30 protein-coding genes are annotated in these 25,541 nt (G+C 30.7%); 7 read left to right on the top strand and 23 right to left on the bottom strand.

The features are described from left to right. Positions 1-270 precede the first annotated feature (270 nt). The 10 genes from COJ46_RS19070 to COJ46_RS19025 all read right to left on the bottom strand — a co-directional run bounded on the left by COJ46_RS19070 (position 271) and on the right by COJ46_RS19025 (position 12,289). Complete coding sequence (locus COJ46_RS19070; RefSeq protein WP_097978644.1) at positions 271-1,158, bottom strand: GNAT family N-acetyltransferase; 888 nt, start codon at positions 1,156-1,158, stop codon at positions 271-273. Positions 1,159-1,174: 16 nt separating this feature from the next. Next, complete coding sequence (locus COJ46_RS19065; RefSeq protein ID WP_097978606.1) at positions 1,175-2,404, bottom strand: MFS transporter; 1,230 nt, start codon at positions 2,402-2,404, stop codon at positions 1,175-1,177. 235 nt (positions 2,405-2,639) lie between these two features. Further along, a complete protein-coding gene (locus COJ46_RS19060; protein WP_176522654.1) occupies positions 2,640-3,254 on the bottom strand; it encodes a TetR/AcrR family transcriptional regulator in 615 nt (204 codons plus the stop codon). Positions 3,255-3,428: 174 nt separating this feature from the next. After that, on the bottom strand, positions 3,429-3,740 hold the full coding sequence (locus COJ46_RS19055; RefSeq protein ID WP_097978604.1) for an MTH1187 family thiamine-binding protein: 312 nt from the start codon (positions 3,738-3,740) through the stop codon (positions 3,429-3,431). A 258-nt stretch (positions 3,741-3,998) separates the two neighbouring features. Then, positions 3,999-4,928, bottom strand: a complete 930-nt coding sequence (locus tag COJ46_RS19050; protein WP_098566196.1) for a D-2-hydroxyacid dehydrogenase — start codon at positions 4,926-4,928, stop codon at positions 3,999-4,001. A gap of 568 nt (positions 4,929-5,496) precedes the next feature. Beyond that, on the bottom strand, positions 5,497-6,219 hold the full coding sequence (locus tag COJ46_RS19045; protein ID WP_097978602.1) for an amino acid ABC transporter ATP-binding protein: 723 nt from the start codon (positions 6,217-6,219) through the stop codon (positions 5,497-5,499). Beyond that, a complete protein-coding gene (locus COJ46_RS19040) occupies positions 6,216-6,872 on the bottom strand; it encodes an amino acid ABC transporter permease (protein ID WP_097978601.1) in 657 nt (218 codons plus the stop codon). Before COJ46_RS19040 ends, COJ46_RS19045 begins: the two co-directional genes overlap by 4 nt. A gap of 63 nt (positions 6,873-6,935) precedes the next feature. Continuing rightward, on the bottom strand, positions 6,936-7,745 hold the full coding sequence (locus COJ46_RS19035) for a basic amino acid ABC transporter substrate-binding protein (protein ID WP_097978600.1): 810 nt from the start codon (positions 7,743-7,745) through the stop codon (positions 6,936-6,938). A gap of 306 nt (positions 7,746-8,051) precedes the next feature. Continuing rightward, positions 8,052-11,132, bottom strand: coding sequence for an AAA family ATPase (locus COJ46_RS19030; protein WP_097978599.1), 3,081 nt, complete (start codon positions 11,130-11,132; stop codon positions 8,052-8,054). A 2-nt stretch (positions 11,133-11,134) separates the two neighbouring features. After that, the gene (locus COJ46_RS19025) at positions 11,135-12,289 is read right to left on the bottom strand and encodes an exonuclease SbcCD subunit D (RefSeq protein WP_098566195.1); all 1,155 of its coding nucleotides are present in this window, start codon (positions 12,287-12,289) and stop codon (positions 11,135-11,137) included. A 203-nt stretch (positions 12,290-12,492) separates the two neighbouring features. On the opposite strand from COJ46_RS19025, the gene COJ46_RS19020 reads away from it, so the two are divergent. After that, complete coding sequence (locus COJ46_RS19020) at positions 12,493-12,810, top strand: thioredoxin family protein (RefSeq protein ID WP_097978597.1); 318 nt, start codon at positions 12,493-12,495, stop codon at positions 12,808-12,810. A 285-nt stretch (positions 12,811-13,095) separates the two neighbouring features. On the opposite strand, the gene COJ46_RS19015 is transcribed toward COJ46_RS19020, so the two are convergent. Both COJ46_RS19015 and COJ46_RS19010 read right to left on the bottom strand, forming a co-directional pair. Then, positions 13,096-13,719 (bottom strand): phosphatase PAP2 family protein, encoded by a 624-nt coding sequence (locus tag COJ46_RS19015; RefSeq protein ID WP_097978596.1) that lies wholly within the window; start codon positions 13,717-13,719, stop codon positions 13,096-13,098. Between the two features lie 99 nt (positions 13,720-13,818). Beyond that, positions 13,819-13,995 (bottom strand): YozD family protein, encoded by a 177-nt coding sequence (locus tag COJ46_RS19010; RefSeq protein WP_069032035.1) that lies wholly within the window; start codon positions 13,993-13,995, stop codon positions 13,819-13,821. A 153-nt stretch (positions 13,996-14,148) separates the two neighbouring features. Here COJ46_RS19010 and COJ46_RS24610 point away from each other — a divergent pair, with 153 nt between their 5' ends. Continuing rightward, positions 14,149-14,304, top strand: a complete 156-nt coding sequence (locus COJ46_RS24610; protein ID WP_176522653.1) for a hypothetical protein — start codon at positions 14,149-14,151, stop codon at positions 14,302-14,304. A gap of 13 nt (positions 14,305-14,317) precedes the next feature. On the opposite strand, the gene COJ46_RS19005 is transcribed toward COJ46_RS24610, so the two are convergent. The 4 genes from COJ46_RS19005 to phaQ form a co-directional block, all read right to left on the bottom strand. Further along, a complete protein-coding gene (locus COJ46_RS19005) occupies positions 14,318-14,893 on the bottom strand; it encodes a hypothetical protein (RefSeq protein WP_069032034.1) in 576 nt (191 codons plus the stop codon). Between the two features lie 63 nt (positions 14,894-14,956). Then, complete coding sequence (locus COJ46_RS25100; protein WP_286133683.1) at positions 14,957-15,088, bottom strand: hypothetical protein; 132 nt, start codon at positions 15,086-15,088, stop codon at positions 14,957-14,959. Positions 15,089-15,256: 168 nt separating this feature from the next. Beyond that, on the bottom strand, positions 15,257-15,829 hold the full coding sequence (locus COJ46_RS19000; RefSeq protein WP_097978991.1) for a hypothetical protein: 573 nt from the start codon (positions 15,827-15,829) through the stop codon (positions 15,257-15,259). Continuing rightward, positions 15,826-16,248, bottom strand: a complete 423-nt coding sequence (gene phaQ / locus COJ46_RS18995; protein WP_097978992.1) for a poly-beta-hydroxybutyrate-responsive repressor — start codon at positions 16,246-16,248, stop codon at positions 15,826-15,828. The genes COJ46_RS19000 and phaQ overlap by 4 nt, the downstream gene beginning before the upstream one ends. 159 nt (positions 16,249-16,407) lie before the next feature. Here phaQ and COJ46_RS18990 point away from each other — a divergent pair, with 159 nt between their 5' ends. Continuing rightward, positions 16,408-17,190 carry an alpha/beta fold hydrolase gene (locus COJ46_RS18990; RefSeq protein ID WP_097978993.1) on the top strand — a complete coding sequence of 261 codons (783 nt, stop codon included), beginning with the start codon at positions 16,408-16,410 and terminating at the stop codon, positions 17,188-17,190. Positions 17,191-17,346: 156 nt separating this feature from the next. Next, on the top strand, positions 17,347-17,970 hold the full coding sequence (locus COJ46_RS18985) for a hypothetical protein (protein ID WP_097978994.1): 624 nt from the start codon (positions 17,347-17,349) through the stop codon (positions 17,968-17,970). A 141-nt stretch (positions 17,971-18,111) separates the two neighbouring features. Here the strand turns inward: COJ46_RS18985 and COJ46_RS18980 are convergent, their stop codons facing one another. The 6 genes from COJ46_RS18980 to COJ46_RS24600 form a co-directional block, all read right to left on the bottom strand. Beyond that, positions 18,112-19,581, bottom strand: a complete 1,470-nt coding sequence (locus tag COJ46_RS18980) for a recombinase family protein (protein ID WP_097978995.1) — start codon at positions 19,579-19,581, stop codon at positions 18,112-18,114. After that, complete coding sequence (locus COJ46_RS24605) at positions 19,575-19,730, bottom strand: hypothetical protein (RefSeq protein ID WP_176527956.1); 156 nt, start codon at positions 19,728-19,730, stop codon at positions 19,575-19,577. Before COJ46_RS24605 ends, COJ46_RS18980 begins: the two co-directional genes overlap by 7 nt. Before the next feature lie 222 nt (positions 19,731-19,952). Then, a complete protein-coding gene (locus tag COJ46_RS18975) occupies positions 19,953-20,171 on the bottom strand; it encodes a YozE family protein (RefSeq protein WP_025671848.1) in 219 nt (72 codons plus the stop codon). 111 nt (positions 20,172-20,282) lie between these two features. Then, positions 20,283-20,573 carry a YokU family protein gene (locus COJ46_RS18970; protein ID WP_097978997.1) on the bottom strand — a complete coding sequence of 97 codons (291 nt, stop codon included), beginning with the start codon at positions 20,571-20,573 and terminating at the stop codon, positions 20,283-20,285. Next, positions 20,566-21,009: a lysine 2,3-aminomutase gene (locus COJ46_RS18965; protein ID WP_098566194.1), complete on the bottom strand. Its 444-nt coding sequence runs from the start codon at positions 21,007-21,009 to the stop codon at positions 20,566-20,568. The genes COJ46_RS18970 and COJ46_RS18965 overlap by 8 nt, the downstream gene beginning before the upstream one ends. 80 nt (positions 21,010-21,089) lie before the next feature. Then, the gene (locus COJ46_RS24600) at positions 21,090-21,239 is read right to left on the bottom strand and encodes a hypothetical protein (protein ID WP_176522672.1); all 150 of its coding nucleotides are present in this window, start codon (positions 21,237-21,239) and stop codon (positions 21,090-21,092) included. Between the two features lie 451 nt (positions 21,240-21,690). Here COJ46_RS24600 and recJ point away from each other — a divergent pair, with 451 nt between their 5' ends. Both recJ and COJ46_RS18955 read left to right on the top strand, forming a co-directional pair. Further along, entirely contained in the window at positions 21,691-23,352 is a 1,662-nt protein-coding gene (recJ, locus tag COJ46_RS18960; RefSeq protein WP_097978928.1) for a single-stranded-DNA-specific exonuclease RecJ, read from the top strand. 199 nt (positions 23,353-23,551) lie between these two features. Further along, positions 23,552-23,779: a hypothetical protein gene (locus COJ46_RS18955; RefSeq protein ID WP_098566193.1), complete on the top strand. Its 228-nt coding sequence runs from the start codon at positions 23,552-23,554 to the stop codon at positions 23,777-23,779. A 124-nt stretch (positions 23,780-23,903) separates the two neighbouring features. Here the strand turns inward: COJ46_RS18955 and COJ46_RS18950 are convergent, their stop codons facing one another. After that, the gene (locus COJ46_RS18950) at positions 23,904-24,392 is read right to left on the bottom strand and encodes a GrpB family protein (RefSeq protein WP_098566192.1); all 489 of its coding nucleotides are present in this window, start codon (positions 24,390-24,392) and stop codon (positions 23,904-23,906) included. A 592-nt stretch (positions 24,393-24,984) separates the two neighbouring features. Between COJ46_RS18950 and COJ46_RS18945 the strand changes: the two genes are divergently transcribed. Further along, the coding region (locus COJ46_RS18945) for a DUF421 domain-containing protein (RefSeq protein WP_098566191.1) at positions 24,985-25,541 on the top strand (557 nt) is incomplete at its 3' end.

The following is a 25,541-nucleotide window of genomic DNA, read 5'->3' as shown; positions in this document are numbered from 1 at the left end:
ACCCCATGGTCTACCCCATCCCCATGGGCCAAATGCCGCTGCACCAAATAAAAATGGAAAGAAGAATGGGAAAAATCTTTCATCTTCTTGTTGCGGTACTCCGGAATACGGATAATATGGTTGCTCAACTTGTTGACGATAATCATACATTATAAATCACCTCCATACTATCTAATGTACGGAGATTAGCTCATTTAGGAGCAAGGTCATGTATATAGGCAAAAGTACAAATTCTTAAGTGAAAAGTACTGTCACTCTTTCCTTCTTAATCTAAATCATTTTGTACATTTCATATTGAGCTATTTTTTCTTTCTTAAATTCTATTTTATGCAAGAAACCTTCAAGGCTATTGTTATTTGGGATTGACGTTGAGAAAGATTTTAAATGTAGTTCACTAGCCACAGATTGTAATAAACTAGTTGCTATTTTTCGATTACGGTAAACTTTATCAACTATTAGAACGCTTATTCTACCATTTTCATTAACTGCTAGAGCACCAACATTTTCATCATTAACTCTAGCTAGAAAATAACTAAAATTAGTTAGTTTTTCTAAATAATCAATGTCATTTTGCCAGTTTATATGATAGTCCCAATTCGTAATTGTTTCTTTGAAAGTATTAAAATCAACTTTTTTTATTACTGTGCTAGAATCTAATTGTAATTGGTGTAAACTTGTTAAATCTGATTTAGAAAAGTAAGAAAGGTCATAAATCTTTTCGTATCCAAGTTTCTTGTAAAAGTTAATTGCTCGATCATTTCCAACAATTACTTCTAGGAATAGTTGTTTACATCCGTTTTTCTCTGCTTCCTCTTTATGCAGTTCAAATAATTTTTGGCTAACACCTAATCCCCTATAATCTGGACTAATAGCCAAAGTTCCACATCGCATTGTTTTAATTGTTTCATACTTTTTAATACCGCCTAAAATCACACCTACCGCTTCATTTTCATAAATTGCTACGAATGAGTGCTCCGGTTTGTTACCTTCTGGACCAAAAAACAAATTTACAAACTGTTCCTTAGAATAATTGAATTTAACGATATAATCTGAAAAACCGATCGAAAATGCTTGATAAGCTAATTCAACGTCTACTTCGCTACATCTAAAATAATTTATTTTTTCTACCTCAATATTCTTCTTCAAATTTGTTTCCATATAATCACGTCCTTTTTTATTTAGAAATGATGAGTTCATTTTCATTTTCTTGAATTTGATCATAGTTAAAATCAAATTTTTTCTTTAATAGTAAGTAACTGGTTACACTTAAAATCATAATGATTAGACTACCATGAAACAACCAAACAAGATGTGGCATTGATAAAAATGATAATAAGGGTGATGCTGCTACAAAACCGATTGTAAAACCAAGCCTATTTAACAAATTTGCGACTCCGAAGATTCTACCTCTTATAGAATTATCGGTTTTTTGAATCATTGTTGAAAAATAAGTACCTGCTGCATTATCAAAAAAGCCTGTAAAAAATGCGAAGAAAAATACGATCCATAAAATTTGATTCGATAAAAATAGAATAAAGCCGATTGATGTTAAAACTGAAGTTCCGTAATACATAAATAGATAATGTTTTTTTAACCAAGAGACCTTAGGAATTAACCAAGTCGAAAGGATTCCTCCAATACCCCAAGTTCCCCAAATAAGTCCTTGGTAAAATGTTGCATGTTCTGTGCTAATTTTTTCTGCTAATATTGGTACTCCGACATTATGAGAGCTTGCTGAGAATGTTTGAAATAGAAATACAATGAATACAAATACTAATAGCGGTTTGATTAGGACATAAGTTTTTACTTCTTTCAAATCATTAAATAGTTGTTTCCATTGATTGTTTAAACCTTTTTTAACCGTATTTTCCCATTTATAAAAGATTAGAACAAATGCGGATAAGAAATAAGAAAGGGCATCTATTCCAATGATTACACGATAATCTACAACCGTTGATAGAAATGCTGATCCTAAAAATCCAATAACCATACTAATTGCAGCAAGGCGTGAAATAAAAGCATTTATTTTTAAAATATTTTCTTCTCCAAATATTTGAGGTAAATCTGCACTAAAGCTGACTGAAAAAAAGCTTCCTAATGCACCAATGATAAATGCTACAATTGCAAACATTAAAGGTGAAGGGAAAATACATAAGGTAAGAATACTTATTCCTCTAGTAATATCGCTAAATATCATTAGCTTTCTTCGATTATATCGATCGGCAAATACACCAGAAAATAAACTTGTTAAAATCCCTCCACTAACTCGAAGGGCTAAAACCGCAGCCAGCCAAGATGTACTTTTCGTCATCGAGTAGATCACTGCATTCATTACTACTAATTCCATCATACTACCTATATCAGAGAACGCCTTTGTATATAAAAAATAGACTTTCTTTCCCATTATAATCCCTTCATTCTACCAAAATAAAAAAATTACATACTTATTAATACATAGACAAACAAATAATTCTAATTTGGACTGAATTCATCGTGATTCCTCCTTTCTAATTAAAACTGACTATTAAGTTTATTTTATTCTATGATTAGTGTATGTTGTTTGCTTTATTTTTAACATAAAAAATTTTCTGAATTTAAAGTTTTAGGTAGGAGAGTTTTCACCTTCACTACCATAAACTTTAATTTTGAACTATATAAGACATAATCATTTCTTCTGCGGCTTTAAATTGTGCTTTGTAAATTTCATCTTCTTCTACAACTGAATAATGTAAGCAAATGCCATCTATATTAGCCCAAAATAAACTCGAAATAATATCAGGATCGATTGTTTTCTTAAATTCACCAGATGCTATTCCTTGTTTAATAATTTCACTTAAAAATAATCGGTATTGATTTTTGTACCTTTCAATCATTATGGCTTGTAGATTTTCATGTCTAGCTGAATTAATCCAAAACTCCATATGGACTCTAATCATATTCCGCCATTTTTCTGTTAAAGAAATTTCACTATACATTTGAAATAACTCTTTTAACTTATCTTTTGATGAACTAATATTTTGAAAACGTTGATTAATTTTTTCAAAAGTTTGGACTGTTCTTTCTTGCATTAACGTTAAATAAAGCTCTTCCTTACTTTTAAAATAATTATAAATTAATCCTTTACTCGTTTTCGAATATGCAACAATATCATCCATTGTTGTCGTATGATATCCTTTTTCTCCAAAACATTTTAAAGCACTTTCAAGAAGACTCTCTCTTTTGCGTTCTTTGTAATCATCTGAGACTTTTGGCATTGAACACATTCCTTTACTCAATAAATATATTTAAACTGACTGATTAGTTTAGTTTATCAACTAAATTTTGGAATTTCAATAGAATATTCGAAATAATCACACGATTATTTTCAAATTACAAAAAAAAGTGACGATAAGTCGTTAAACTTATCAAGTCACTTTATCAAGTCAAAATTAGTTTTGTTCAAGTTTCGCTTGAACAGAAGCTAACTTTCCTTCCATTGTACTCTTCTTATCGCGACGATCATCAATGCGAATAGTCGTTGCAACTCTTGAAATTCCATTTTCAAATGGTACCTCATGCATTTCTTGTACAACTTTTAATAATAATGGTAATTCGCCTTCAATAATTGTATTCATTGGTGTAAGTTGGAATTTCACTTCGCCATTATACTTTTCTAAAACTTTATGTATATTTGCTACATATGCACTTACACTAGGTGTTTCTGTGCCAATTGGTACGATTGAAACGTCAATAATTGCCATTTTTGTATTCTCCTTATTTATCAATTTGTTACTTGTCTATCCTAACATGTTTGTGATAATAATGAAAACTCGACGATTGGCGAGCTTTCAGGCGAAGACAGAGGCGTAGTTTCACTTATACTTAGTTCCTAAAATTTGCAACTACGTTGAGTCCCCTTCATAGCTGCAAATTTATAATTTTTTAATGTGAAATGAAAAATTTAACTATTAATCTTCTGGCAAGTCTTAGGCAAATAATACCCATTCTACATCATAAAATTAATATCCCTTTTCAATCTTCACTATATTTCTTAGTTTTTGGTTATTTTCTAATGTTGAAAGTGTATGGACAAAACATTTAACACCATCATTTGGTAAAGTAACCGCCGAAATATGTGGAGTTATTTTTACATTAGGCATTTGCCATAAGACAGAATCAGCTGGAAGTGGTTCAATAGCAAAAACATCTAAAATAGCTTTTCTAATATACCCATTATTCAAAGCTTCCTTTAAAGAGTACTCACATACAGTTGCTCCTCTACCAACATTTATAAACCCTACATTATTTAACTGTTTAAATGTACTCATATCTAATATATTTTTAGTTTCATTCGTAGAGGGAAGAACACTAATCATCCAATCTGTATGATCTAAAATTGTAGATGCTTCTTGGAATGGTACTATTTTTTCAAAATATTGTTTTTGATTACCGCTCATAGAAACTCCATATACTTTCATTCCTAAGCTTGATAAAACCTTTCCAATATGTCCGCCAATTTCTCCTGTTCCATAAATGACAACTTTTTGGTCTTCTAAAGATTTTGGGATATGAAATTCCCACTTATTTTCACTCTGTAAATTTGAAAATTGTTCATGTAATTGTGAATCCTGAAGTATGTAACTTAAACAATATTGACTCATTTTTGGACCAAAAACATCAATTGTTCGGGTTAAAAGTACATCATCCTTCCAATTAATTTTCATAAAGCTATCTACGCCCGCTGCTAATGAATGGACCCACTTTATGTTTCCAAATTCAAAATTTGGTGTTGGACGAAAACCAACAAATGTATCAGCCCACTCATAATCCTCTTTTGTTACTTCATCTTCAGGTAAAAAACGAAACTCTTTTGATAGATTATGCGATTTAATTATATCTTTAAGCTTATGATGAATTCGGCTAGTTACTAATATTCTTTGAATTTCCATTGTCCTACACTCCTTCTTTTGTCTTAAATAAATTTTAGCATAATATTCCGAAAAGAATGAAAAGAAAACACGTCGAGTAATAAAATAGGATTTGAGACCTTTCCGCTCCATTCAATTTGGGGTATCTAGATGATCGATTGGTTCTTCAACTCATAATTTGCTTGTTTTTATCAACTTAAGCGATTTAGAAAGAATTAGAGCATATATGCTAGATTTCCATATAAAACAATCTACTCTTGTACAGTAACCTCGTCATAATACCCTAACTGGTATAGGTAATTTTTAATCTTATTTGCGATTCTTAAAGATTTAATTGCAGTTTAGTTGATTTTAATTGCTATTTTGACATTTTTAATTGCTGTTCTGTCATTTTTAATTGCGATTCCCAAAATTTATTTGCAGTCAGTCCTTTTTTGCAACTTTTCATCCTTTAATTGCACAGTTGAACTCCTTATTTACGCTTCACTTAGATTTATTTGCAGCTCAAACTGAATACCAAATCTACTTTTACATAAAAAAAGAGGTTCCCTAAAAAAGTCGGGACAACCTCATCTGTTTACTATCTTCCTTATAATACTTTACTTAAGAAACTTTTCGTGCGCTCGTGTTTTGGGAAATCAAATATTTGCACTGGACTGTTTTCTTCTACTATGTAACCTTGATCCATAAAGATTACGCGATCACCAACTTCACGAGCAAATCCCATTTCGTGTGTAACAATGACCATTGTCATTCCTTCTTTAGCAAGTTGCTTCATAACCTCTAAAACTTCACCAACCATTTCGGGATCTAGAGCCGATGTAGGTTCGTCGAATAACATAATTTTTGGTTCCATTGCAAGTGCTCTTGCGATCGCAACACGTTGTTTTTGTCCTCCAGATAATGAGTCAGGATATACATTTGCCTTATCTGAAAGCCCTACTTTTTTTAATAATTCAAGTGCTTTCGTTTTAGCAGATTCATTCGCTCGATTTCTTACTTTTTTAGGTGCTAGAGTAATATTTTCTAAAACTGTTAAATGTGGAAAGAGATTAAAATGTTGGAATACCATGCCTACTTCGGTACGAATTTTATTTATATTTGTTTTTTTATCTGTAAGATCGACGTCTTCGATAAAAACTTTACCCGCTGTTATTGTTTCTAACATATTTAAACATCGAAGAAAGGTTGACTTACCAGAACCAGATGGACCGATTACAACGCATACTTCACGTGGTTGAATTGTAATGTTGATATCTTTCAATACTTCTAGCGAACCAAATGATTTTTTTAATTTTTCTACTTTAATCATCCCGTAGTCAACCTTCTTTCAATACGATTTAAAACAAAGCTTAATGTTAATGTTAAGACTAAATAGATTACTGCAGCAGATATATACGGCTCCCACACTTTATAATATTGCCCCTGCATTGCTCTACTCCAATACATAAGCTCAGGTGCAGCAATAATAGCTGCAATTGAAGATTCCTTAATTAAGACAATAAATTCGTTTCCAAGTGGAGGGATCATACGTTTTATCGCTTGAGGTAAAATAACATGTTTCATAGCTTGTACATGCGTCATTCCTAAGGAACGAGAAGCCTCCATTTGCCCCTTATCGATTGATTGAATCCCAGCACGAAAGATTTCAGCAATATAAGCTGCTGCATTTAATGATAGTGCAATGATTGCGGCCGCTATTGCGTTTGTCTCTCCTATAAAATACGGAACTACCCCAAAGTGTATTAATAAGATTTGTACAAATAACGGTGTGCCTCTAAAGAAATTGATATACCAAACAAAAGGTAATGCTAACCATTTATTTGATTGCATTTTACCTAATCCAATAAATAATCCAATTATTGTACCTAAAAATATTCCTGCAAAAGATAAGCCAATTGTTAATGCAGTTCCTTTAAGGAAAAACGGTATGTATTCTTTTACAATTCCAAAATCAAATCCCATTTCTTTTCCCCCATTTAGATAAAATTGCGTAACACAAATGCCTGTTACGCAATTTTTAATTTCCTATTTATTTTCTTCTGCTTTTAATGTTTCAAGATCTGGCTCTGATCCAAAATGCTCTTTATAAATTTTTTCATAAGTACCATTGTTTACTACTTCTTTAATTGCTTTATCAAGTTTACCTTTTAATTTACTTCCATCTTGAAGTAATAGACCGTAGTATTCAGGTTCAAAGCTATTTTTATCATCAATAACAACTAGCTTTTTATCTGGATTATTTTTTGCATATGCTTCTAGAACTCCATTGTCCGCAACTACTGCATCAGCTCCTCCACTAAGAAGCTCTAAAATTGCTAAATTGTTATTTTCAAATTTTTTAAGATTTTTATTGTTTTTACCAAACATTTTTTCAACAGCTTCTTGTCCTGTTGTACCATTTTGCACTGCTACAACCTTCCCCTTCAAATCTGCGGCTGATTTAATACTACTACCTTCTGGAACAAGAATTTTGTTAATCGAAAGAAAATAAGGAGTTGTAAAATCATATGTTTTCTCACGATCCGCATTGATTGAAATAGAAGACATACCAATATCAGCAGTTTTGCCACCAATTTCAGCAAATAATGGGTCCCATCCAGTATTCACAATTTTGATTTTTACCCCAGCTTCTTTCGCAACTGCATTTGTAAAATCAACGTCGAATCCTACTATTTTACCGTTATCAAGATATTCAAAAGGCGCATACGCAGCATCAGTAACAACTCGTAATGGTTTGTCTGCTGTTCCGCTTGTTTTCGTATCCTTACCACAACCCGATAAAATTAGAGCCGTCGTCACAGCAAATGCAAACGATAGTTTTTTAACCTTTTTCATTTTAATACCCCCAATTAATTTTGATTTATGTAAGTAAATTTCTGATTAAATTAAATATGCTGAAAATTTTATATTTTTAGATTTTTAATTATTATATCTATTCTTGTTTAAATATGCAATACTATGTCAAATTTTGCCAACCCCCTCCATTCAACAGGTTAATTGAAAGGATTATTAAAATAAGATTTTATATTATTAATGTATTTATAGATAATTATATTTCATTCAAAAAAATTCTAGTCGAACTCTTATTAGTAAAAATAAAAAACCGGAAACATTCGCTTAGTTTCCGGTTCTCTTACAGCTCTATTTAATTAAAATTGATAACTCTGAATACCCCTTGTTCGTTTTATGAACTTCAATTACTGCAGGCATTGCATCCTTTACATCTTGCACATGAGAAATAACGCCAATTAAACGTCCAGATTTCTGAAGTTGAATAAGTGTATCAATTGCTTTTGATAATAATTCATCATCCAGCGATCCAAATCCCTCATCTATAAACAACGTATCAATTGATACGCCACCTTTATGTGCTTGAATAATATCGGCCATACCTAAGGCTAAACAAAGTGATGCATTAAACTGCTCTCCACCAGATAATGTTTTTACATCCCTAGCAAGGCCCGTATAGGAATCATAAACTTCCAATCCTAAACCACTTTGTTTTCTTCCTTTTTCAACTGCATCTTTTCGTTGCAATTGAAATTGGCCATTTGATAAATGATCAAGTCGGATATTTGCCGATTCAATAATTTGTTCAAAATAATCCAATAAGACATACCGTTCAAACGAAATCATTTTATCATTATCGCCTTTTGTAACTTTATATAAATCAGTTAAACCTGCTAATTTTTGTTCAGTTTTTACAAAATCCTCTTGATAAATTTGTAGGTCAATTTTCAATTGACTTAATCGCTTATTTAATTCTTGAATACGAATCATCTCATTAACGATCGCGTCTAAATGCTGAGTAATTTCTTGTACCTTCATTTTAAGTTCACTTACATCAATTTTTTCCATCGATTGAACTTGTTTTTCTAGTAACTCTTTTTCTGTACTTAATCTTTGAAGATTCTCTTCAAACATTGATAAATCATTTCGATATTGATCAATCATTCGAATATAATCAATTGCACTTATAAACTCTGATTCACCATTAAACTTGTACTCAGCTATTTTTTCATGATAAAGAATCGTTGTTGAGCGAGTCTCTTCATTTAATTTTAAAACTTCTTTTTCGAGATGAGTACGAGTAGTCTCTTTAACCGTCTTCTGTTCAGTTAGGATTCTATATTCTTCTTCAATTTTTGAAATTTTAGCTTTTAATATTGCTATATTTTTTTCAATTTCATTTTTTTCCAATTGCCATTTCTCAAGAGTTCTTAAAGATTCCGGTAATTTTGATTCAATTTGTACAATCTGAATTTTTAATTCATTTAATTCATTCGTAAACTTATTCATTGCTTCAGTTTTCTCGGTAACTTTTACGGTTAAATCCCTAATTAATTGTTCTTTTGTTTTTATTACATTATTAATCTTTTCGAAAGTAGCTTTTTTCTCAGTCAGATTTTTTAAGTTTGATTCATTTTCATTAAACTCAGTAGCAAGGGCTTTGAGACTTTCATTTGTAAAATCAAATTGTCCATGCTCCTCAAAAAATGATTGTTCATCAATTTTTAATGAGTTTTCCTTACTTTTAATTTCCCCCTGAATTGTTGCTAGTTCAGTCTGGAATTGATTTACTTGTATTTTCAATTTTTCTGCTTTTTCTTCATTAACAGTCCCATTAAATTTAGCAAGTGATGGGTGATGTGTGCTTCCACAAACTGGACAATGCTCTTGATCTTTTAAATCTTTCGCTAAAAATGCTGCTTTTTGCTGATGCATTTCACTTTCAATTCTGTCCAATTCATTTTTTAGCTTAACATGGTCTAAATTTTTTATTTGATATTCATTTTGTTTTTGCTCTAATTCTTTTTTTGCAAAAAAGATTCGTTTAGCAAACCCACCTTTTAATGAGATTTCCTTGTTTAATAAGGAGAGTTTTGCCCATTGATCATGAACACCTTCTAAATCATTTAGTTGCTGTTTTAATTGATTTAATTCTTCGTTTTCTTTCTTTAAACCATCTTGTAATGTCTTTTCTTCATTTTCGAATAATAGAATCTGTTTTGACTTAGTATGAAACGCTACCTTATGATTTTGAAATTGATCAACATCTTCTTTTAACGCTAATAAATTACTCAATTGGCTTTCTAAGCTACCTAATTTTTTTTGCTCTTCAGGTAATGTAGCGACTTCCGCAGAGATTTTTTCAATTTTAATAAGTGTTTCTTTTAAACTTTCTATTTCGAATAATAATTTATCGTTTGTTACTTGAAGTGAATTTTTTAGTTTCTCAAGTTCAGTTTTTATAGGCAATACTTTTTCAGCATTTGTGGCTAATTTTATTTTTACTTTTTTATCTTCTATTTCTAACTCTTGACCTTTTAACATGGTTAATAATTCAATTACTTCATGTAATCGATCAATATTTTTATTATGGGCTTCTGCTGAAAATAGCTTTTGCTGACTAACTTCTAATTGTGATTTTTGGATTTTCTCATTTTCTTCAAGCCTTTTTAAATCATCCATTATACTTACTATATGTCCAGTCAAAATCTCATTAACAATATGAAGATTAATTTGAGAATCTTCGGCAATTTGAATTCCTTTTTCGCTTAACAATTTTTCAATCACTTCTAATTTAATAACGATTTTCTGCTTTAAATTAGTAAATTTACTTTCCATGTTTTTTCTTGCTAAATTTAGAGTTTCAGTTACTTTTTCAAATAGTTCAGTTCTGAAAATTTTCCGCAAAATTTCTTCCTTTTCTTTTGTATCCGAAACTAATAATTTTCGAAATTCACCTTGAGGAAGTAATACGATTTGTTTGAATTGATCTGCATTAATCCCTAATAATTCTTCTACTTTTTTATTGACGATTGAAGTTTTGTTAAATTCCTGGCAATAAGGCACTTTTTCTTCATTCTCAATTTTATAAAACTCGATTTTATCGCCTGTAATACCTTTATTTTGTTTCTTTTGATGACCTTTTTGTCTAAAAATATTATAATGGTTTCCTTTTAATTCAAATGTTAATTCAACACTAGTATATAGATCGTCATCTGCAAAATGACTTCGAAGCATTGTTTGGTCATTCCTATTTTCACCGCTCGCCTCACCAAAAAGAGCAAAACATATCCCGTCAAATATTGTTGTTTTACCTGCACCGGTTGGACCAGTTATTGCAAATAGTCCTTTTTCGTTTAGTCGACTAAAGTCAACATATACCTTATCCTTGTAAGGTCCAAAAGCGTGAAGTACTACTTTTAATGGCTTCAAATCTATTCCTCCCTTACAAAGATTTCTTGAATAATCTCTTTCATATATTGTTCATCTTCATTTTTCAAATCTTCATTTTTCATTTCTTTATAAAAAGATTGGAACAACTCAAGTTGATTTTTTGATTGTTTTTCCACTAAACTAAGTTGATTTGTTTTATCTGTTTGTAATGTCGTTCGCTTTCGACTAACATGCATCGCATTTGGATAAACTGTTCTGATTTGCTCCATCGGATGAACTACCATATGCTCATCAGTTAATTTTACAAATACATAATCATCATTTACAGAATGTTGTCTGATTTCCTCAATCGTACCTTCGATCGATCTTAAATCTCGTTTTGGATGAAAATCTTTCTTAACTACTGATAGCTCACCGTCAGCTTTTAATTCAATCATTAAGCAGCCTTTTTTATGGTTTTCCTCGGAAATTGAGTACTTTAAAGGTGATCCAGAATAGCGAATTGATTGATTTCCTACAAAATGTGCTCGATGTAAATGACCTAGGGCTGTATAGTTAAAATGTTTAAAATTATGATGTGATACGTATTCAGCTCCACCAATAGAGAGTGTACGTTCACCTTCTGTCTCTTCATCTGAAGGCTCACCATTATTTGTTACAAATGCATGTCCAACAAATACATTTCGTACTGATGGGTCTAATTCTTCATCTCTTATTTTATTTATGATTGCTTTCATAGCGTCATCATGTGAATGAATATCATCGTTTTGTAAAATATAACGTACAATACTTGGTTCGGCATATGGAATTAAGTAAAAATGAACTTCACCATCATCATCATTCAATATAACTTTCTTAAATGGTGTTTGAAATTTCCCTACTAAATATAAGCCTTCTTTTTCCATAAAACGGCTACCAAATTCAATTCGTTCAGCACTATCATGATTTCCCGCAATCGCAAGGATGGGCGTATTACATTCAATTACAATTTTATGGAATACTTCATTTAATAGTTCAATCGCCTCAGTTGGAGATATACTTTTATCATATAAATCGCCTGCTATAACAGCTGCATCTGGCTTTTCTTCTTTAATTATTGAAATGAATTCATCTAATATAAATCGTTGGTCTTCTGTCATATGTACACCATGTACAATTTTACCAAGGTGCCAATCTGCTGTATGAATAAACTTCATTAAATACACCTCATCATTTTTATTTACTTTCATTGTTACTAAATTTATTGAACAACTTTTCTATCTTATATTTTACATCAACATACGAACGTTTGTATGCTTTTTAATCACATTAATTCTAAAAATGCATTATTAAGTTAAAATAATTGAAATACTAATTAATATGATTCAAAATAAACCTATCACAGCTTTAGGAGGCAATTATGGAAAAAATAGAAGATGTAAAAAAATACGAGGAAATAATTAAAAGTGAAAAGCCAATCGTGGTGAAGTTTTATGCAACTTGGTGTCCTGATTGTACACGTTTAGATGCTTTTATCGGAGACGTAATTGAAGAGCACCCATCATTTACTTGGTACACAATGGATCGCGATGAATTTCCAGAAATCGCTAGTGAGCAACAAGTAATGGGAATTCCAAGTTTACTTGTATTTAAAGATGGCGAAAAAATTGGACACTTACATAGCGCAAATTCAAAAACACCAGAATCAGTTGAAGAATTTTTATCAACTTTTGAGTAATATAAAGTTAGTAAATCTTGATGAGACTGGGATTATCCCTAATATCTAAATAAAATAAATTAGACCACAAGGTAATTGAGCCTTGTGGTTTTTCGTATGCATATTTTATTTTCTGGTTTACTTGTATTTCAATAGGCAATTTGGACTTGATTTATATCATATACATCTCTTGAGGTGATGATTTATTGTGCTTAATTTCATTGAAGATGTTGTTCGCATTGCACCTGGAACAAAAAAGAAACACCTATATCATTTCGATTATAGGTGTCATTTTTTCATATTAAATTAAAGCTGTTTTCTTTCATGTAAATTAATAAATACATTTTTACAAATACTGTACCATGCATATCCTACTAACCAGCCAGCAATAATATCTGAGAAATGATGTACATGAAGGTAAATTCTGCTCATTGATATTAAAAATATCATTAATAGAACGATAAATTGAATCATTTTTTTGTGTTTCATCATTGCAGGTTGAATGACAATTAAGATAAAGCCAAATGTTAGAAAGAAGGATGTTGCCATAACTGCATGACCACTTGGGAAACTAAATCCACTTTCCACATAGTACATTGAACTTGGTCGTGGTCTTTCATATAGATCTTTTAAAAAGGAAACAACCACTCTAGCTGTCAATATTGTAATAATTAATGATAAACCAGTCCAAATGCGCTTACGTATAATTGAATAAACTAAAACAATGACTGCAAATGTTAAATACATTTTTGAAGAACCAAAATCTCTTAAAAAATAACAAAATGAATCTAGTGCATCTGTTCGAATGAATTCAAAGAATTTAAACGCTGAATTGTCCAAACTCCGAATCATGTTTGAATCATAAATAAGTCCTAAAATAACAAATAGAAAAATAGAAGTAAAAATTAGGATCCAATTATTTTTTTTCATATAATCCTCCAATATATATTCCAGTTAATGCATCTTAATTGCTTGTACTTTGGATACACAAAAGAAAAACGACGAGAGCTCCCGTCGCCACTTTCATGACTATTCTTCTTCCTCATCGATTTCATCAATCATACATTTTTCCAGTAAGTACTCAAAAGTAATATCCGCTAGTTCCTCAATTTCCTCTTCCTCAGGAACATAACCCCGCTGAATGAGCTGTTGATAGAAAAATTCTGCTATTTCTTCCGTATCAATAACTACCTCAATTTCTTTCACTAGCATCACCCCTTACTAGTTAATATGTGAAAAATGAGAAAATATGAAAAAAACCTTACCAAGCACAAAAAAATATTAATATGTAACCTTTAGCATAATACAACATTGACAAGCATATATTCAATTAAAACATGTTAAAGGAGCGAGATTCCAATGATAAAAATGGACAAGCTAGCTAATTTAAAAGAAATTATGGTTAATGATGAACTGTTTGAAAAAGCTGTTGAAAAACTGACGACAATTGCATTTTTTATTTTAATAGGGATAGGCATACCTTTTATGATTCATATAATTCTACAATTATTGTAGAATATCCTCTCTCTCAATTTGTTTTCTTCTCTGAGAATTTATTTAAATTTTTAAGCACTAGATCCATCACAATTTTATATTCTTCATCTTGGAAGATTGAATATAAAACAGCGTAATCATTATATATATCTAATAATCCATCAATTATTTCTTGTTTTGTTGTTTTATTTCTGTTTTTATTAAAATCATTCATTGAGCGAAGTTTTTCTAAGTCTAATTTTGTAATGCCATTTTTATCATTTCTTAGTTTTTTTAGAATTGCATTTGCAGTTTGTGCTGATGCAATTAAGGTTAAATCTGTTTCATCGGCTTCTAACCATTCTCCATCAGTAATACGCGCTAATTCGTAAATTGTATCTTCCCATGCGTCATTTTTATATCGCCAAACCTCTGTACGATACCCCACAATTCGAAAAATTTCTTTTTCATAGCCATTGACTTGAACAAGATCCCCGAAAGAAAATGAATAATTTACTTCTATCCATTCTTTTTCAAGTTTTTTCCCATCATATTCGTTGAGAAGCTGAAGAGTATTCTCAACATAAAGTCCGTCATGATTATTGACTTCATAAACAAAAACGCCGTCCATCAGTTTAATATTTATTAACTTTCTATTTTTATTGGCTATTGAGATAAAAATACCACTCAAAGTTTAAGTGAGTGGCTTATCAGCTGTCTTTATTTTTATATCCTCATTTTTTATTTTTAAAGTTAATTTTAGTAATGCTTCTGCAGCGAGTTTTGCATTTAACGATCCAATTTCTTCATATTTAAACTGATTCATGAAGAAACACCCCTCTATAGACTATTCATTTGTCTTGTCTATAGTTCACTGAGGTATGTATTGTAACCGATTAAACTGGCTATAAGAAAAACTTATAAGGCATAAAAAAACAACTCTTCTGATTTTAAGGAGTTGTTTGGAGTATGAAGACAAATGTCTAAAATTTACTTATTTATTAACAGATGCAAACAATTTAAAGCTATCCTCAATTCGATGGTTAATGTTTGTATGTGCTGCTCTTAAGGATTTCAAGTAATGTTCATTTAATGATGACCATACTCGCTCTCTTTCCTTCAAACTCTCTATGTAGTACTTTCCCATTTGTTCATATTGCTCTTCTACCCTTTCAATTAACTCAACTGAGGCTTTGAACGGAGTAGATAATAACTCAGTAAATTTATTAACCGTTTCTTCAAATAGATTAACACTTGATTGAATTTCTGGAGATTCTTCTATTTTAATTCTTGTTGTATTTGCTTTTATATGATTATTAAAGTTCTTTATTTCTTCAAATAAACCATTTACTACATTACGATATTCCTCATTAAATTTCCTTGTTTCTTTTAACACTTTAATAAACGAATTTAACCTTTGTTCTCGAGCGTCTCTTATGTATGTCAAATTACTTTCGTATTGATCCCAAAGCGTATTAAAAAAAGGATCCATTAAATATTCTTCTACTTTCTCGTCTTTAATTTTTTGAACTTCTGCCTTTGATTTTGAAGCTTTCTGTAACTTCAAACTTCTTCCTCCTCTTTTGGTTTCGATTTTTTCTCTATTTTATCCTCTTTTTGTATTGGAGGAATGTAGAGCTCAAGAAAACTAGTGTACATTTTGAAAAATTGATCAAGCATTGATTGATAAAGTTCGAGTTGTCTTGCGTTACCTGTTAAGAATGCCTTCCCAGCTTCTGTAATTGAATAACAGCGCTTAGCAGGTCCGCTTCCTTTCGTATCCCATTCCGATTGTACAAGATTTTCTTTCTCTAGTTGTCTTAATAATCGATATAAATTTCCTTGGTCAAGTGTTTGAAACCCGAATGCGTGGAGCTTTTGAATTAGATCATAGCCATGAAGTGTCATCCGACTAAGGAGTAGAAGTATAAAAGGCATAATAAAATTTTTTGATGGAGTAATATTTTTATCTTTATCATTGTTCATTGGTAACACCTCTATAAAAAATCTAATAGGTGTATTTTACACATATATGAATATAGGGTCAATACAGTAAATATAATTTATTATAAATTTTCAAAAAACTTCAAACATAGCGTTTATTCGTTAAATATCTTAGTAAAAAAATACAAAGGAGTGATAAAGTTGTACGTTATAAAAACCGAAAGGATCAAACTGTATTATGACCGGTTAGGTACTGGAGAACCTCTCGTATTAATTCATGGTCTTGGAGAAGTAAAAGAAAGCTGGTTTAAACAATATGAACTAGCAAATGAATTCGATTTAATTATTCCTGATTTACGTGGCCATGGAGAAAATGATTTAACTGAAGGCATCTCAATTAAGAATTTCGCAAAAGATGTACTTGATTTATTGGATGAGTTAGGAATTGAAAGTGCGCATATTCTAGGCTTATCTATGGGTGGGACTGTTGCACAAGAGATGTACCGCCAAGCACCTGAACGATGTCGCTCTTTAATCTTAGTAAGTACATTTCATTTTGCTCCAAGATTACTAGGATTATGGTTTATTCATTATAAAGAGCTTCGTTCAAAATTTTTCACTCCACAACAATTAAAAGAGATGACAGCAAGAACATGCCTTTTTTCATGGGAAAAAGAGTCATTACAAGAATTTAAACAATATTATCGCCCAAATCCAGAAGGATATGACAGGTCAATGAGAGAATGTTTTAAGGTTGATAATAGAGAATTGTTACCAAAAATAAAGGTACCAACGCTTATTGTTGGTGGTCAATATGATCCGATTACGCCAGTATGGCTCCAATTAGTAATGCATAAAAGTATCCCAAATTCAAAATTAGTTATTTTCAAAAATACCGGCCATGTAACAAAAATGGAAGCTTCAGAAAAATTTAATCAAACGATTCGCTCCTTTTTAAATAAACAAGAACCCGTTAAGATTTAAAATTAATTTCTAGCAAACTAGATGAACCTTTTTTTAGGTTGCTGATCAAGTTTTTAATAGATATCTAAAAAAATATGCTTTAACAACGTGTTGTATCTAAGTGTACTATTCTAAAAAAAGCCTCCATATAGTTTAACAAAAACGGGAGGTACCAATATGTACGAGAATTGGCTGGATACATTATCATCTAATGATTTATTTCTCACCTTTTTATCAATATTAATTGGTGCGATCGGTGGTTATGCCAATATATTATTAGCTAATGAGGGCTACATTAGAAGTTATCGGTTTAAAGATTCTGATGGTAGAGAAAGATATTCACTTGGTTCTAAACGAGAAATAATTCTTGGAGCTATGGCAGGTTGTATTTCTTACCTTATTGCTGTTCTTACGACAGATGATCAAACTCCTGTATCTATTATTATTTATGCTTTTATTTGTGGAGTTAGCGGCGGTGCATATTTAGAAAAATTGGTTGATAAAAACGTTAATAACAAAATCATTGATTTTAGTTCAACGCTTGAAGAAATGGAAAAAGAGAAAAATGAAAACATAAAGGCAAGTGCCACTTCGAATACCAATGGAAGTATGCATCAAACTGATGCTGGTGTTGTCGATGGAACAGAACAATATAATGAAGTTGACAGCACGAATGATGCAACTAATGAAGAAGTTGATTTTCATTACAATATTTTAATGAAAAGGTTAAAATGTGCAAGAAGTACTAAGGAAGCTGAAAAATATTTTAATGAATTAGTTCGATTGATCAATAACAGATAAGTTTTTAAAAATTGCATTACAACAAAAAAAGTTCAGTTCAATCTTTTCGAAGAAGGTAAACTGAACTTTTTATTTTAACTTTAAGATTCTCAAAATCGAACATGGTTAGTTTACTCGTTTCATAGAAAGATAATTGATGCATTAGATCCATTCTATTTTAATCGTGGCAATTTCCTTACTTCGAGTAGTATCATGACTTGAATCCATATTACTACTAAACCATATTTTATTAATAAATGATTTTAAAAATTGATTACATATTTCAGAATCGATTCTTTCTAAATCGTCAAGCGTTTCAATGATCTTCTCAATTTTTTGACGATCATCGTTTTTGTTTCTTAAATTCTCTATTTGGGTCTGATAGAGTTCAATTTGCTCGGTCATTTGATTCATTTGAGCGATTAGTTCATTTTTTAGTTCTTCATATTCCTCTTTCGTAATTTCTCCATCCATTCTCATTTCTCTTACGTTATTTTGTCGTTTTTTAATTTTTTCTTTTTGTTTAATTAATGAGACGAGTTCAGTCGTTAATCTTTGTTCTAATTCGATTGTTTTCTGAGAATCTAGCAATTTTATCGCGTTCTCTAGCTCTGATTTTTTTTCTTTAATGCTTTTTAAAACAAATTCTTCAACTAATTGATATTTATAGCCACGATCTTTACATTGATTGTTTGATATTTTATAAGAACATGACTTTATAAAATCAATATTTGAACGATCTTTTTGAATATATCGCTTCCGCCCACAGCAATTGCAATATATTAAATTTTGTAATCTACGCATTGCTTTTCGATTTTGAAAATAAACATTTTTATTACTTTCTAATATGGATTGGACGGCAAAAAATTGCTCCTTTGTTATGATAGCCTCATGAGCATTTTCAATAAAAACTTCATCAATAATTTTATTATGAATACGTCTTTTAGCCTGTATGGCCCCATAATAGACAGGATTCGTACGTAATTGGCTAATATGTGATGTAGTAAGGATTTTACCTTGCCTACTCCTCCAATTTAACCTATTTAATTGCCGTGCTATTTCATTTACTGAAACTCGTTCTAACGACTTATCGAATATTAGGCGAATAATCTTCGCTTCATCTTCAATGATTTCTAATTTTTTTTCCGAATTTTTACGATACCCAAGTGGGGTCTTATTACTCATTACCCATTTTCCTTGCTCCGCTGCTGCTAATCTCCCTCTTGATAACCGCTTTTTTATCTGCTTATATTCAAAATTGGCCAATACTGCCTGAAATGAAAATAACATTTCATTCGTTTCCTGGGATAAATCTATTTTACCTTGCGGGGTTAATATTTTAATATCGTTTAAGATTAATACTTGCTTGATTTGTTCTGCATGAGCATTATCACGTGAAAGACGATCTATATCCATAATAATTAAATAATCAAATTCATGTATTTTCTTAAGCAATAAATTTAATTGTTCACGCTCTGTATTGACACCACTCGAAATTTCTTGATAAATGATATATTTTAAATTATGTTGATTGGCAAGCTTAATCAAAGCATTTTTATGATTAAGTAGAACTTCATCAACTTCTTTTTGCTCTTCATTTCTTGAGAGTCTGAGATAGATAGCTGCTAACATGTAATCACCTTAGCATTATGCATTTTACCTAAATGATCAATTCCCAATAAAAATAGAAAGTTTATATTTGTTATCTTACCGACAGTACCATATAACGTAATCACGACAATATCATCTACGTTATATTTTGGTTGTTTTTTCTTTGTCATACTTCTTACCTCCTTCTCCATACGTCGTGACTAATTCGTTTTTACTGTATACTATGCAACCAATAGATAATTGTCTGTCATTTTCATAGTAAATAAAAAAAGGGATTAGCCTATTTTATAGGTAAGAAATAAATAGCTAGTTTCAAAAATGGTAGAATCAATAAATTAGTGGGATATTTTGCAATTAAAAAAAGATGCAACTTAGTTAAACTAAGTCACATCTTATTGATCTTCTAAATATAAGTTCCATGCTTCATCAAAAACGCTCATCGATTGATGGAAAGTTCCATCAAATTCTAAATACGAGCTAATTTCGTCATAGCTTGAAGAATGTTTTGGAAATGAGTGATCATTAAAAAGATGATCTGCCAATATTCCAATTTCATTAGGAATTTTATAGTTTCTATGCTTCATCATATAATGGTAAAATGACTTTCTCATGATTCTCCCTCAGTTTTATTATTTATTTTGTCTCTTTTTCTAAAAATATTGTTACTTTTGAATATGCTTTATACAATAACAGAGTTATTTTATATTTTAAAAATACTCGTTCTATGACGAGAAGTCAAAATAATTTCTTTTTAATAATCTCGGCTGCTTCATTAATTCATCATATGTGACGGTAACCGGAAGTAATTTTGTTGAAATGAGAAATAACTGATCTTCTATTGATTTGACCATATCTTCCTTCTGATAGGTAAATTTACACTGTTCACAATGGAATGATGGTACTCCTGTAATTGTGATTGCTCGGGAACCATCCGGTAACTCCCAATGTACAACTGCTTTTGTTTCCTGTACATTCTCCTCACCGCACCAATCACATTTTAAAGTATTATTCATCTTTCTTTACACTTCCATCCATTTTCTGAATTTGTGATTGAAACTTTTTCTCTTTTAGTTCATCCCTTTTTTCTCGTTTATTTTTTAATGAACTATGTGTTGGATCTGTTTGATATTGTTCTCTCTTTTTCATTCTTTCTAAATCTGAAGGAATAAGACTTTGCACCTGATCATTCATGATACTAGCAATACCAACCTTAGCTGCCTTATTTAAATAATCAGGGTAAACTAGTGAAAAATAATCTTCTGCTGTATCCTCTTTATAGTTTTCAGGCTCTGGATAGGATGTGATGACACCCTCAAAATTCCTTAGTACGGTTTTTTTACTGCTTTGAGAGACGATATAGTTTGGTTGAAGTGAGATTTTACCTCCTCCTCCTGGTGCATCTACTACAAATGTAGGTACTAAATTTTTTAAATGATGTACTTTTAAAATGGTACTACATCAAATCAATTTATATTAACTTAACCTCCTTTACATAATCCAGGAAAAAGTTCAGAAATAAAAAAAACGGACTACTTTTTTACTGTAGTACCGTTTTTGAAGGCTATCATAACACTTTTTGCTATTAAATTAATATTTGGTTTATTTCTTAGAATAACAGTGCCAATAGGTTTATTAGGAACTGGTGTAGCATTGTTATCCTTTGAATCATTGTTTACCATGCTACCCCGCCCTTCCTTTTGTATACGTCTTGATGTAATATACAGGGCGGTAAAGTGCTTTCGCACATACCGTACTAAATTATATGTAGTGTATGCTTGCCTGTGTTCATATGTCCTTTCAAAAAAAGCTATATCGCTTATTGGCAAGCCGTTATTATATGCCAACAAAAGAACGGTTTAATTCAACAGATAGCCATTACTTGCTGTTTAGATAAACCGTTCCTTTTAAATTTTTTACCACTCTTTTCAAAATGGATAAGTTAATTTCGTTTAAATTATTATTCATCGGTTGAAAATATTCACTTCTTTAGTCCGCTCTACTATTACTACACTAATTTTTGAGCATCCACTCCTTTTGTTTTTATATAGAAACGAAATATTTTTATTTAAGAATAATTACTTATGATATCGTCTATTCTATATGTAAGACATTTAATTTGGAGGCATTGATATGAACTGGAATAAAATCAAGCCGATTGAAGATGAAACAAAATTTGCAATGATTCGCTACCTCTCATCACAATATTGTCTTCACCCAACTATTACACAACATTTATTCCATTTAGGGGTAAATACATCTAAAAAAGTGGGAGACTTTCTCATTCCTTCTCTTGATACTATGCATCATCCATTTTTACTAGATGAAATGAATATTGCAGTCCCTCGAATCTTACAAGCTATTGCACGACAAGAACAGATTCTAGTATTTGGAGACTATGATTGCGATGGGATGACTTCTTCGACTATATTAAGCCAGGCTTTAATTGAATTGGGTGGGCATGTAGACACACGATTACCTTTAAGAACAGAGGGTTATGGATTATCAAAGGAAATAGTTAACAGTCTATCAAAATCTTATTCATTGATTATTACAGTTGATAATGGGTCAAGTGCACATGAAGCTTTACAAGCAGCAAAAGTTAAAGGAATTGATGTGATTGTCACTGATCATCACGAAGTATTGAATGGAAGACCTGATTGTTTGGCTTTTATCAATCCAAAACGAAAAGATAATAACTATCCGAATGCAAACCTATGTGGAGCAGGAGTTGCATTAAAACTAGTACAAGCAATTTATCATAAGTTAAATCGTGAATGGATTGGTGAATCTTTTAAATTTTTTGACTTAGCAACTTTAGGAACAATCGCTGATGTCGTACCATTAATTGGAGAAAATCGAATCATCTGTTGGCATGGATTACGAAAAATAAAAAATCATCCTCATCCTGCATTCAAAAAAATAATGGATAAATTAAGGATTAAGACAGTTGATAGTTCAACATTTGGCTTTACGTTGGGTCCAATTTTTAATGCGTGCGGACGAATTGGTGACCCAAACTTTGCTGCTGCCATTCTTCGCTCTATTGATCCAACTAATGAAGAAATTGACCAACTCATTGCATTAAATGACAAACGAAAAAAAGTAACAGCAGAACAATTCTTGACGATTCAGGAAAAAATTCAGAGTGAAAATTTACTAAACGATGACGTTTTAGTGATAAACGGGGATTTTCACAAAGGGATTATTGGGATTCTCGCATCCAGAGTTTCAAACTATTATAAAAAACCTACAATTGTTATCGCTAGTGACGGAACAGGTTCAGCAAGAAGTTTACAAGGAAGTCAATTTTCCATTATTAATTGTATATCTGGGTGTGAGGATTTATTGAAAAAATTCGGGGGGCATCCAATGGCAGCTGGTTTTTCGATCAATCTAGCCGAAAGCCAGGTTAATTTATTCCGATCAAAAATACAAAAAGAAGCATTAAAACAGCATATCAGTTCACCAAAGCAGTTTTATATCAGTAACATACCCATTCACACATTTCCAAAAGAATTGATGACTGATTTACCTATATTAGAACCTTATGGAATGGGCATGCCAAAACCGATTTTTAAAAGTAATGCAACTAAAATAGCATCATCTCAATATTTTGGAAAAGAGAAGGAACATTTAAAATTACTAATTAAAGATAAAAATGTTTTAGGATTTTCACATGCACATACTTTTCATAAAATAAAGGATGCCTCTGTGTTAGATTTATTTTATTCTGTTAATTGTCATAAAAAAGAGGACTTCTTTTTACATGATTTAATGAAAAAAGAAGTTTGATGTGCTAGTTAATGAATAAATACTACTTACCAAGTATTGCAAATTTTATAAAGCCATTGTGTAGTCAAATGGTTCAAAAAAACTGTGGTTTTCCAACAGTAATTAAAATTTATTTAGTATCAAAAATTTTATGAAACTTTCTTAATTGAAAATAAAATATTTAAAAGTTTTAAATATCTAAAACTAAGGGGTATTTATTTTGGATACAAACATTTTGTACTTTAAAATTTACGAACATGAAGTAACATCTAGTGATTATGTGAGTTGGGCTATAGAAATGCTATTAAACGATTACTCAACAGACTCATTAATTAACTTGGCATCATTTATCGAACCACTCGATATTCTTGAAGTTGAAGAATATTTTCAAAGATCGATAAAAGAACTAAATATAAGTAAACCTACACATCAGAAATGTGCAAGATAATATAAAAGTCATTCAATAAGTTTTAATTGAAGCTTAACCTACTTTTTATTATTAGGTACATTACGGGTAAGTTGTACAAAAACTAGTTAATATTATTTAATAAATTACTTATGTGTCACAATTTTTAAAATTCAGGCGAATGCATTAACTTTTCGAAAAACTTGTTTTTGCATTCCATATAATCATCCATTCCCTTCCCTTCGAATTTCCTTTTTAAATTATCATACTCTACTCTGTACTTATCATTTAATAATAAAATATCTCGGAATTTCCAAAAGAAATCAAATTCAGAATCAATAATCGTTAGTTGTACCCCTAAAGGTGGGTCAATTGAATCATTTTTAAATGCTCTAAACAAGTCAGTTTTAGTGCTACCTTCATTAAGTTCAAAAACAGATGTAAGTGCTTTAACTGCTTTTTCGAATTGTTCAGGAATAACACGCACTTGTATATCTAGATCACCCTTTGTAAGGCTATTAGTGATGGCTGTACTTCCAACGTGCTGGACATCGGCTTCTGGCAAAAGACCTTTAATTAATTTTCTATGAATTAAGAATGATTTCTCTGCTTTTACAAAAAGCAATGAATTATTCGAAAAACTAACTAGTTCCATTTAATCCTCCAACCAATCATTTTTTTTATTAATTCTACTTTCTTATTCAACGAACCTACCATTTAGCACAATAAAAAAATCGACTATATAGTCGATCAAGTTATGCAACTAACGCATGAGTTAGTTGCATAAGAGAAAAATATTTCATTCAAAATTACTTCGCCATATTGTATCAGCAATTTTATCGAGCTCAGTTCCAATACGAAATAGCAAAATACAAATTCCAATCAACAACACTATATGAAGAATTTTATAAATAGAATCTTTCATAAACAGTACCCCTTACTTTTTAATCAACTTTTAATGATATATTCTGTTTTTATCCTAATATTCCTACTGCTCATTGAATAAACTGCCAAATAAAAAATAGGAACTGAGTGAAAGATCAGCTCCTAAGTTCTTATTCAACTAATGCATGCGTTAGTTTCATAAAGGGATTTTAATATTCAACAAACATTAAAATTGAAATGGTTGTAAAAAATAATGCAAAATAAAAAAACTAAGATACACTGTGATTAGTAATTAAATGAATAAAATAGATACGACAGTAAGAAAATTTAATAAGTAATAAAAAATGAGGAGTCATATTTTTATGATTTACAAAGAAATTTTTCTTGAGTTAATATTTGGGTATATTGCTATTTATATTGTCATTAAAGTATTAGGTAAAACACAAATTACTATGATTACCCCATTTTATTTGGTTTGTTCACTTGTTATAGGGAATATTTTAATTGGTGGAATTTTTAATAGAGAAGCAACTGTGCCTAAAATACTTTTTACTATCTTTACTTGGGGAGCATTAATCTTTGTAACATTATTGATTACACAAAAATCGATATTTGCTAGAAAAGTTTTTGAAGGAGATACCTCTATCCTTATAAAAAAAGGACGTATACAATGGGAGGAGCTAAAAAGAAATCGATTAGATATTGATGAACTTCTCCAATTACTTAGGGCTAAGAAAACTTTTTCGGTAAATGAAGTAGCCTATGCGATATTAGAAAATGATGGTACAGTCAGCGTACTTAAAAAATCAAATTTTTTAAATCCTACAAAGCAAGATTTAAAAATTAAATTAGAAGTAGAGTTCCTTCCTTTAATCATAATAAGTGATGGTCAGATTCGAATACGAGCTCTTCTAGATAT

It is taken from the genome of Bacillus sp. AFS077874 (assembly GCF_002566505.1).
GTDB lineage: Bacteria > Bacillota > Bacilli > Bacillales > Bacillaceae_G > Gottfriedia.
The sequence above is the reverse complement of the archived record's forward strand: the minus strand, read 5'-3'. Positions and strand labels throughout refer to the sequence as shown.

Excerpts from the sequence above, each read along its gene's own strand:
- COJ46_RS24600 (WP_176522672.1), bottom strand. The coding sequence starts at position 21,239 with ATGGTAAACAATGATTCAAAGGATAACAATGCTACACCAGTTCCTAAT.
- COJ46_RS18975 (WP_025671848.1), bottom strand. The coding sequence starts at position 20,171 with ATGAGAAAGTCATTTTACCATTATATGATGAAGCATAGAAACTATAAA.
- COJ46_RS19040 (WP_097978601.1), bottom strand. The coding sequence starts at position 6,872 with ATGGGATTTGATTTTGGAATTGTAAAAGAATACATACCGTTTTTCCTT.
- COJ46_RS19035 (WP_097978600.1), bottom strand. The coding sequence starts at position 7,745 with ATGAAAAAGGTTAAAAAACTATCGTTTGCATTTGCTGTGACGACGGCT.
- COJ46_RS19015 (WP_097978596.1), bottom strand. The coding sequence starts at position 13,719 with ATGAAAAAAAATAATTGGATCCTAATTTTTACTTCTATTTTTCTATTT.
- COJ46_RS19055 (WP_097978604.1), bottom strand. The coding sequence starts at position 3,740 with ATGGCAATTATTGACGTTTCAATCGTACCAATTGGCACAGAAACACCT.
- COJ46_RS18980 (WP_097978995.1), bottom strand. The coding sequence starts at position 19,581 with ATGTTAGCAGCTATCTATCTCAGACTCTCAAGAAATGAAGAGCAAAAA.
- COJ46_RS19005 (WP_069032034.1), bottom strand. The coding sequence starts at position 14,893 with ATGGACGGCGTTTTTGTTTATGAAGTCAATAATCATGACGGACTTTAT.
- phaQ (WP_097978992.1), bottom strand. The coding sequence starts at position 16,248 with ATGAACAATGATAAAGATAAAAATATTACTCCATCAAAAAATTTTATT.
- COJ46_RS19020 (WP_097978597.1), top strand. The coding sequence starts at position 12,493 with ATGGAAAAAATAGAAGATGTAAAAAAATACGAGGAAATAATTAAAAGT.
- COJ46_RS25100 (WP_286133683.1), bottom strand. The coding sequence starts at position 15,088 with ATGAATCAGTTTAAATATGAAGAAATTGGATCGTTAAATGCAAAACTC.
- COJ46_RS18970 (WP_097978997.1), bottom strand. The coding sequence starts at position 20,573 with ATGAATAATACTTTAAAATGTGATTGGTGCGGTGAGGAGAATGTACAG.
- COJ46_RS19045 (WP_097978602.1), bottom strand. The coding sequence starts at position 6,219 with ATGATTAAAGTAGAAAAATTAAAAAAATCATTTGGTTCGCTAGAAGTA.
- COJ46_RS24605 (WP_176527956.1), bottom strand. The coding sequence starts at position 19,730 with ATGACAAAGAAAAAACAACCAAAATATAACGTAGATGATATTGTCGTG.
- COJ46_RS18950 (WP_098566192.1), bottom strand. The coding sequence starts at position 24,392 with ATGGAACTAGTTAGTTTTTCGAATAATTCATTGCTTTTTGTAAAAGCA.
- COJ46_RS19050 (WP_098566196.1), bottom strand. The coding sequence starts at position 4,928 with ATGGAAATTCAAAGAATATTAGTAACTAGCCGAATTCATCATAAGCTT.
- COJ46_RS19065 (WP_097978606.1), bottom strand. The coding sequence starts at position 2,404 with ATGGGAAAGAAAGTCTATTTTTTATATACAAAGGCGTTCTCTGATATA.
- COJ46_RS18985 (WP_097978994.1), top strand. The coding sequence starts at position 17,347 with ATGTACGAGAATTGGCTGGATACATTATCATCTAATGATTTATTTCTC.
- recJ (WP_097978928.1), top strand. The coding sequence starts at position 21,691 with ATGAACTGGAATAAAATCAAGCCGATTGAAGATGAAACAAAATTTGCA.
- COJ46_RS19060 (WP_176522654.1), bottom strand. The coding sequence starts at position 3,254 with ATGCCAAAAGTCTCAGATGATTACAAAGAACGCAAAAGAGAGAGTCTT.
- COJ46_RS19070 (WP_097978644.1), bottom strand. The coding sequence starts at position 1,158 with ATGGAAACAAATTTGAAGAAGAATATTGAGGTAGAAAAAATAAATTAT.
- COJ46_RS19025 (WP_098566195.1), bottom strand. The coding sequence starts at position 12,289 with ATGAAGTTTATTCATACAGCAGATTGGCACCTTGGTAAAATTGTACAT.
- COJ46_RS24610 (WP_176522653.1), top strand. The coding sequence starts at position 14,149 with ATGATAAAAATGGACAAGCTAGCTAATTTAAAAGAAATTATGGTTAAT.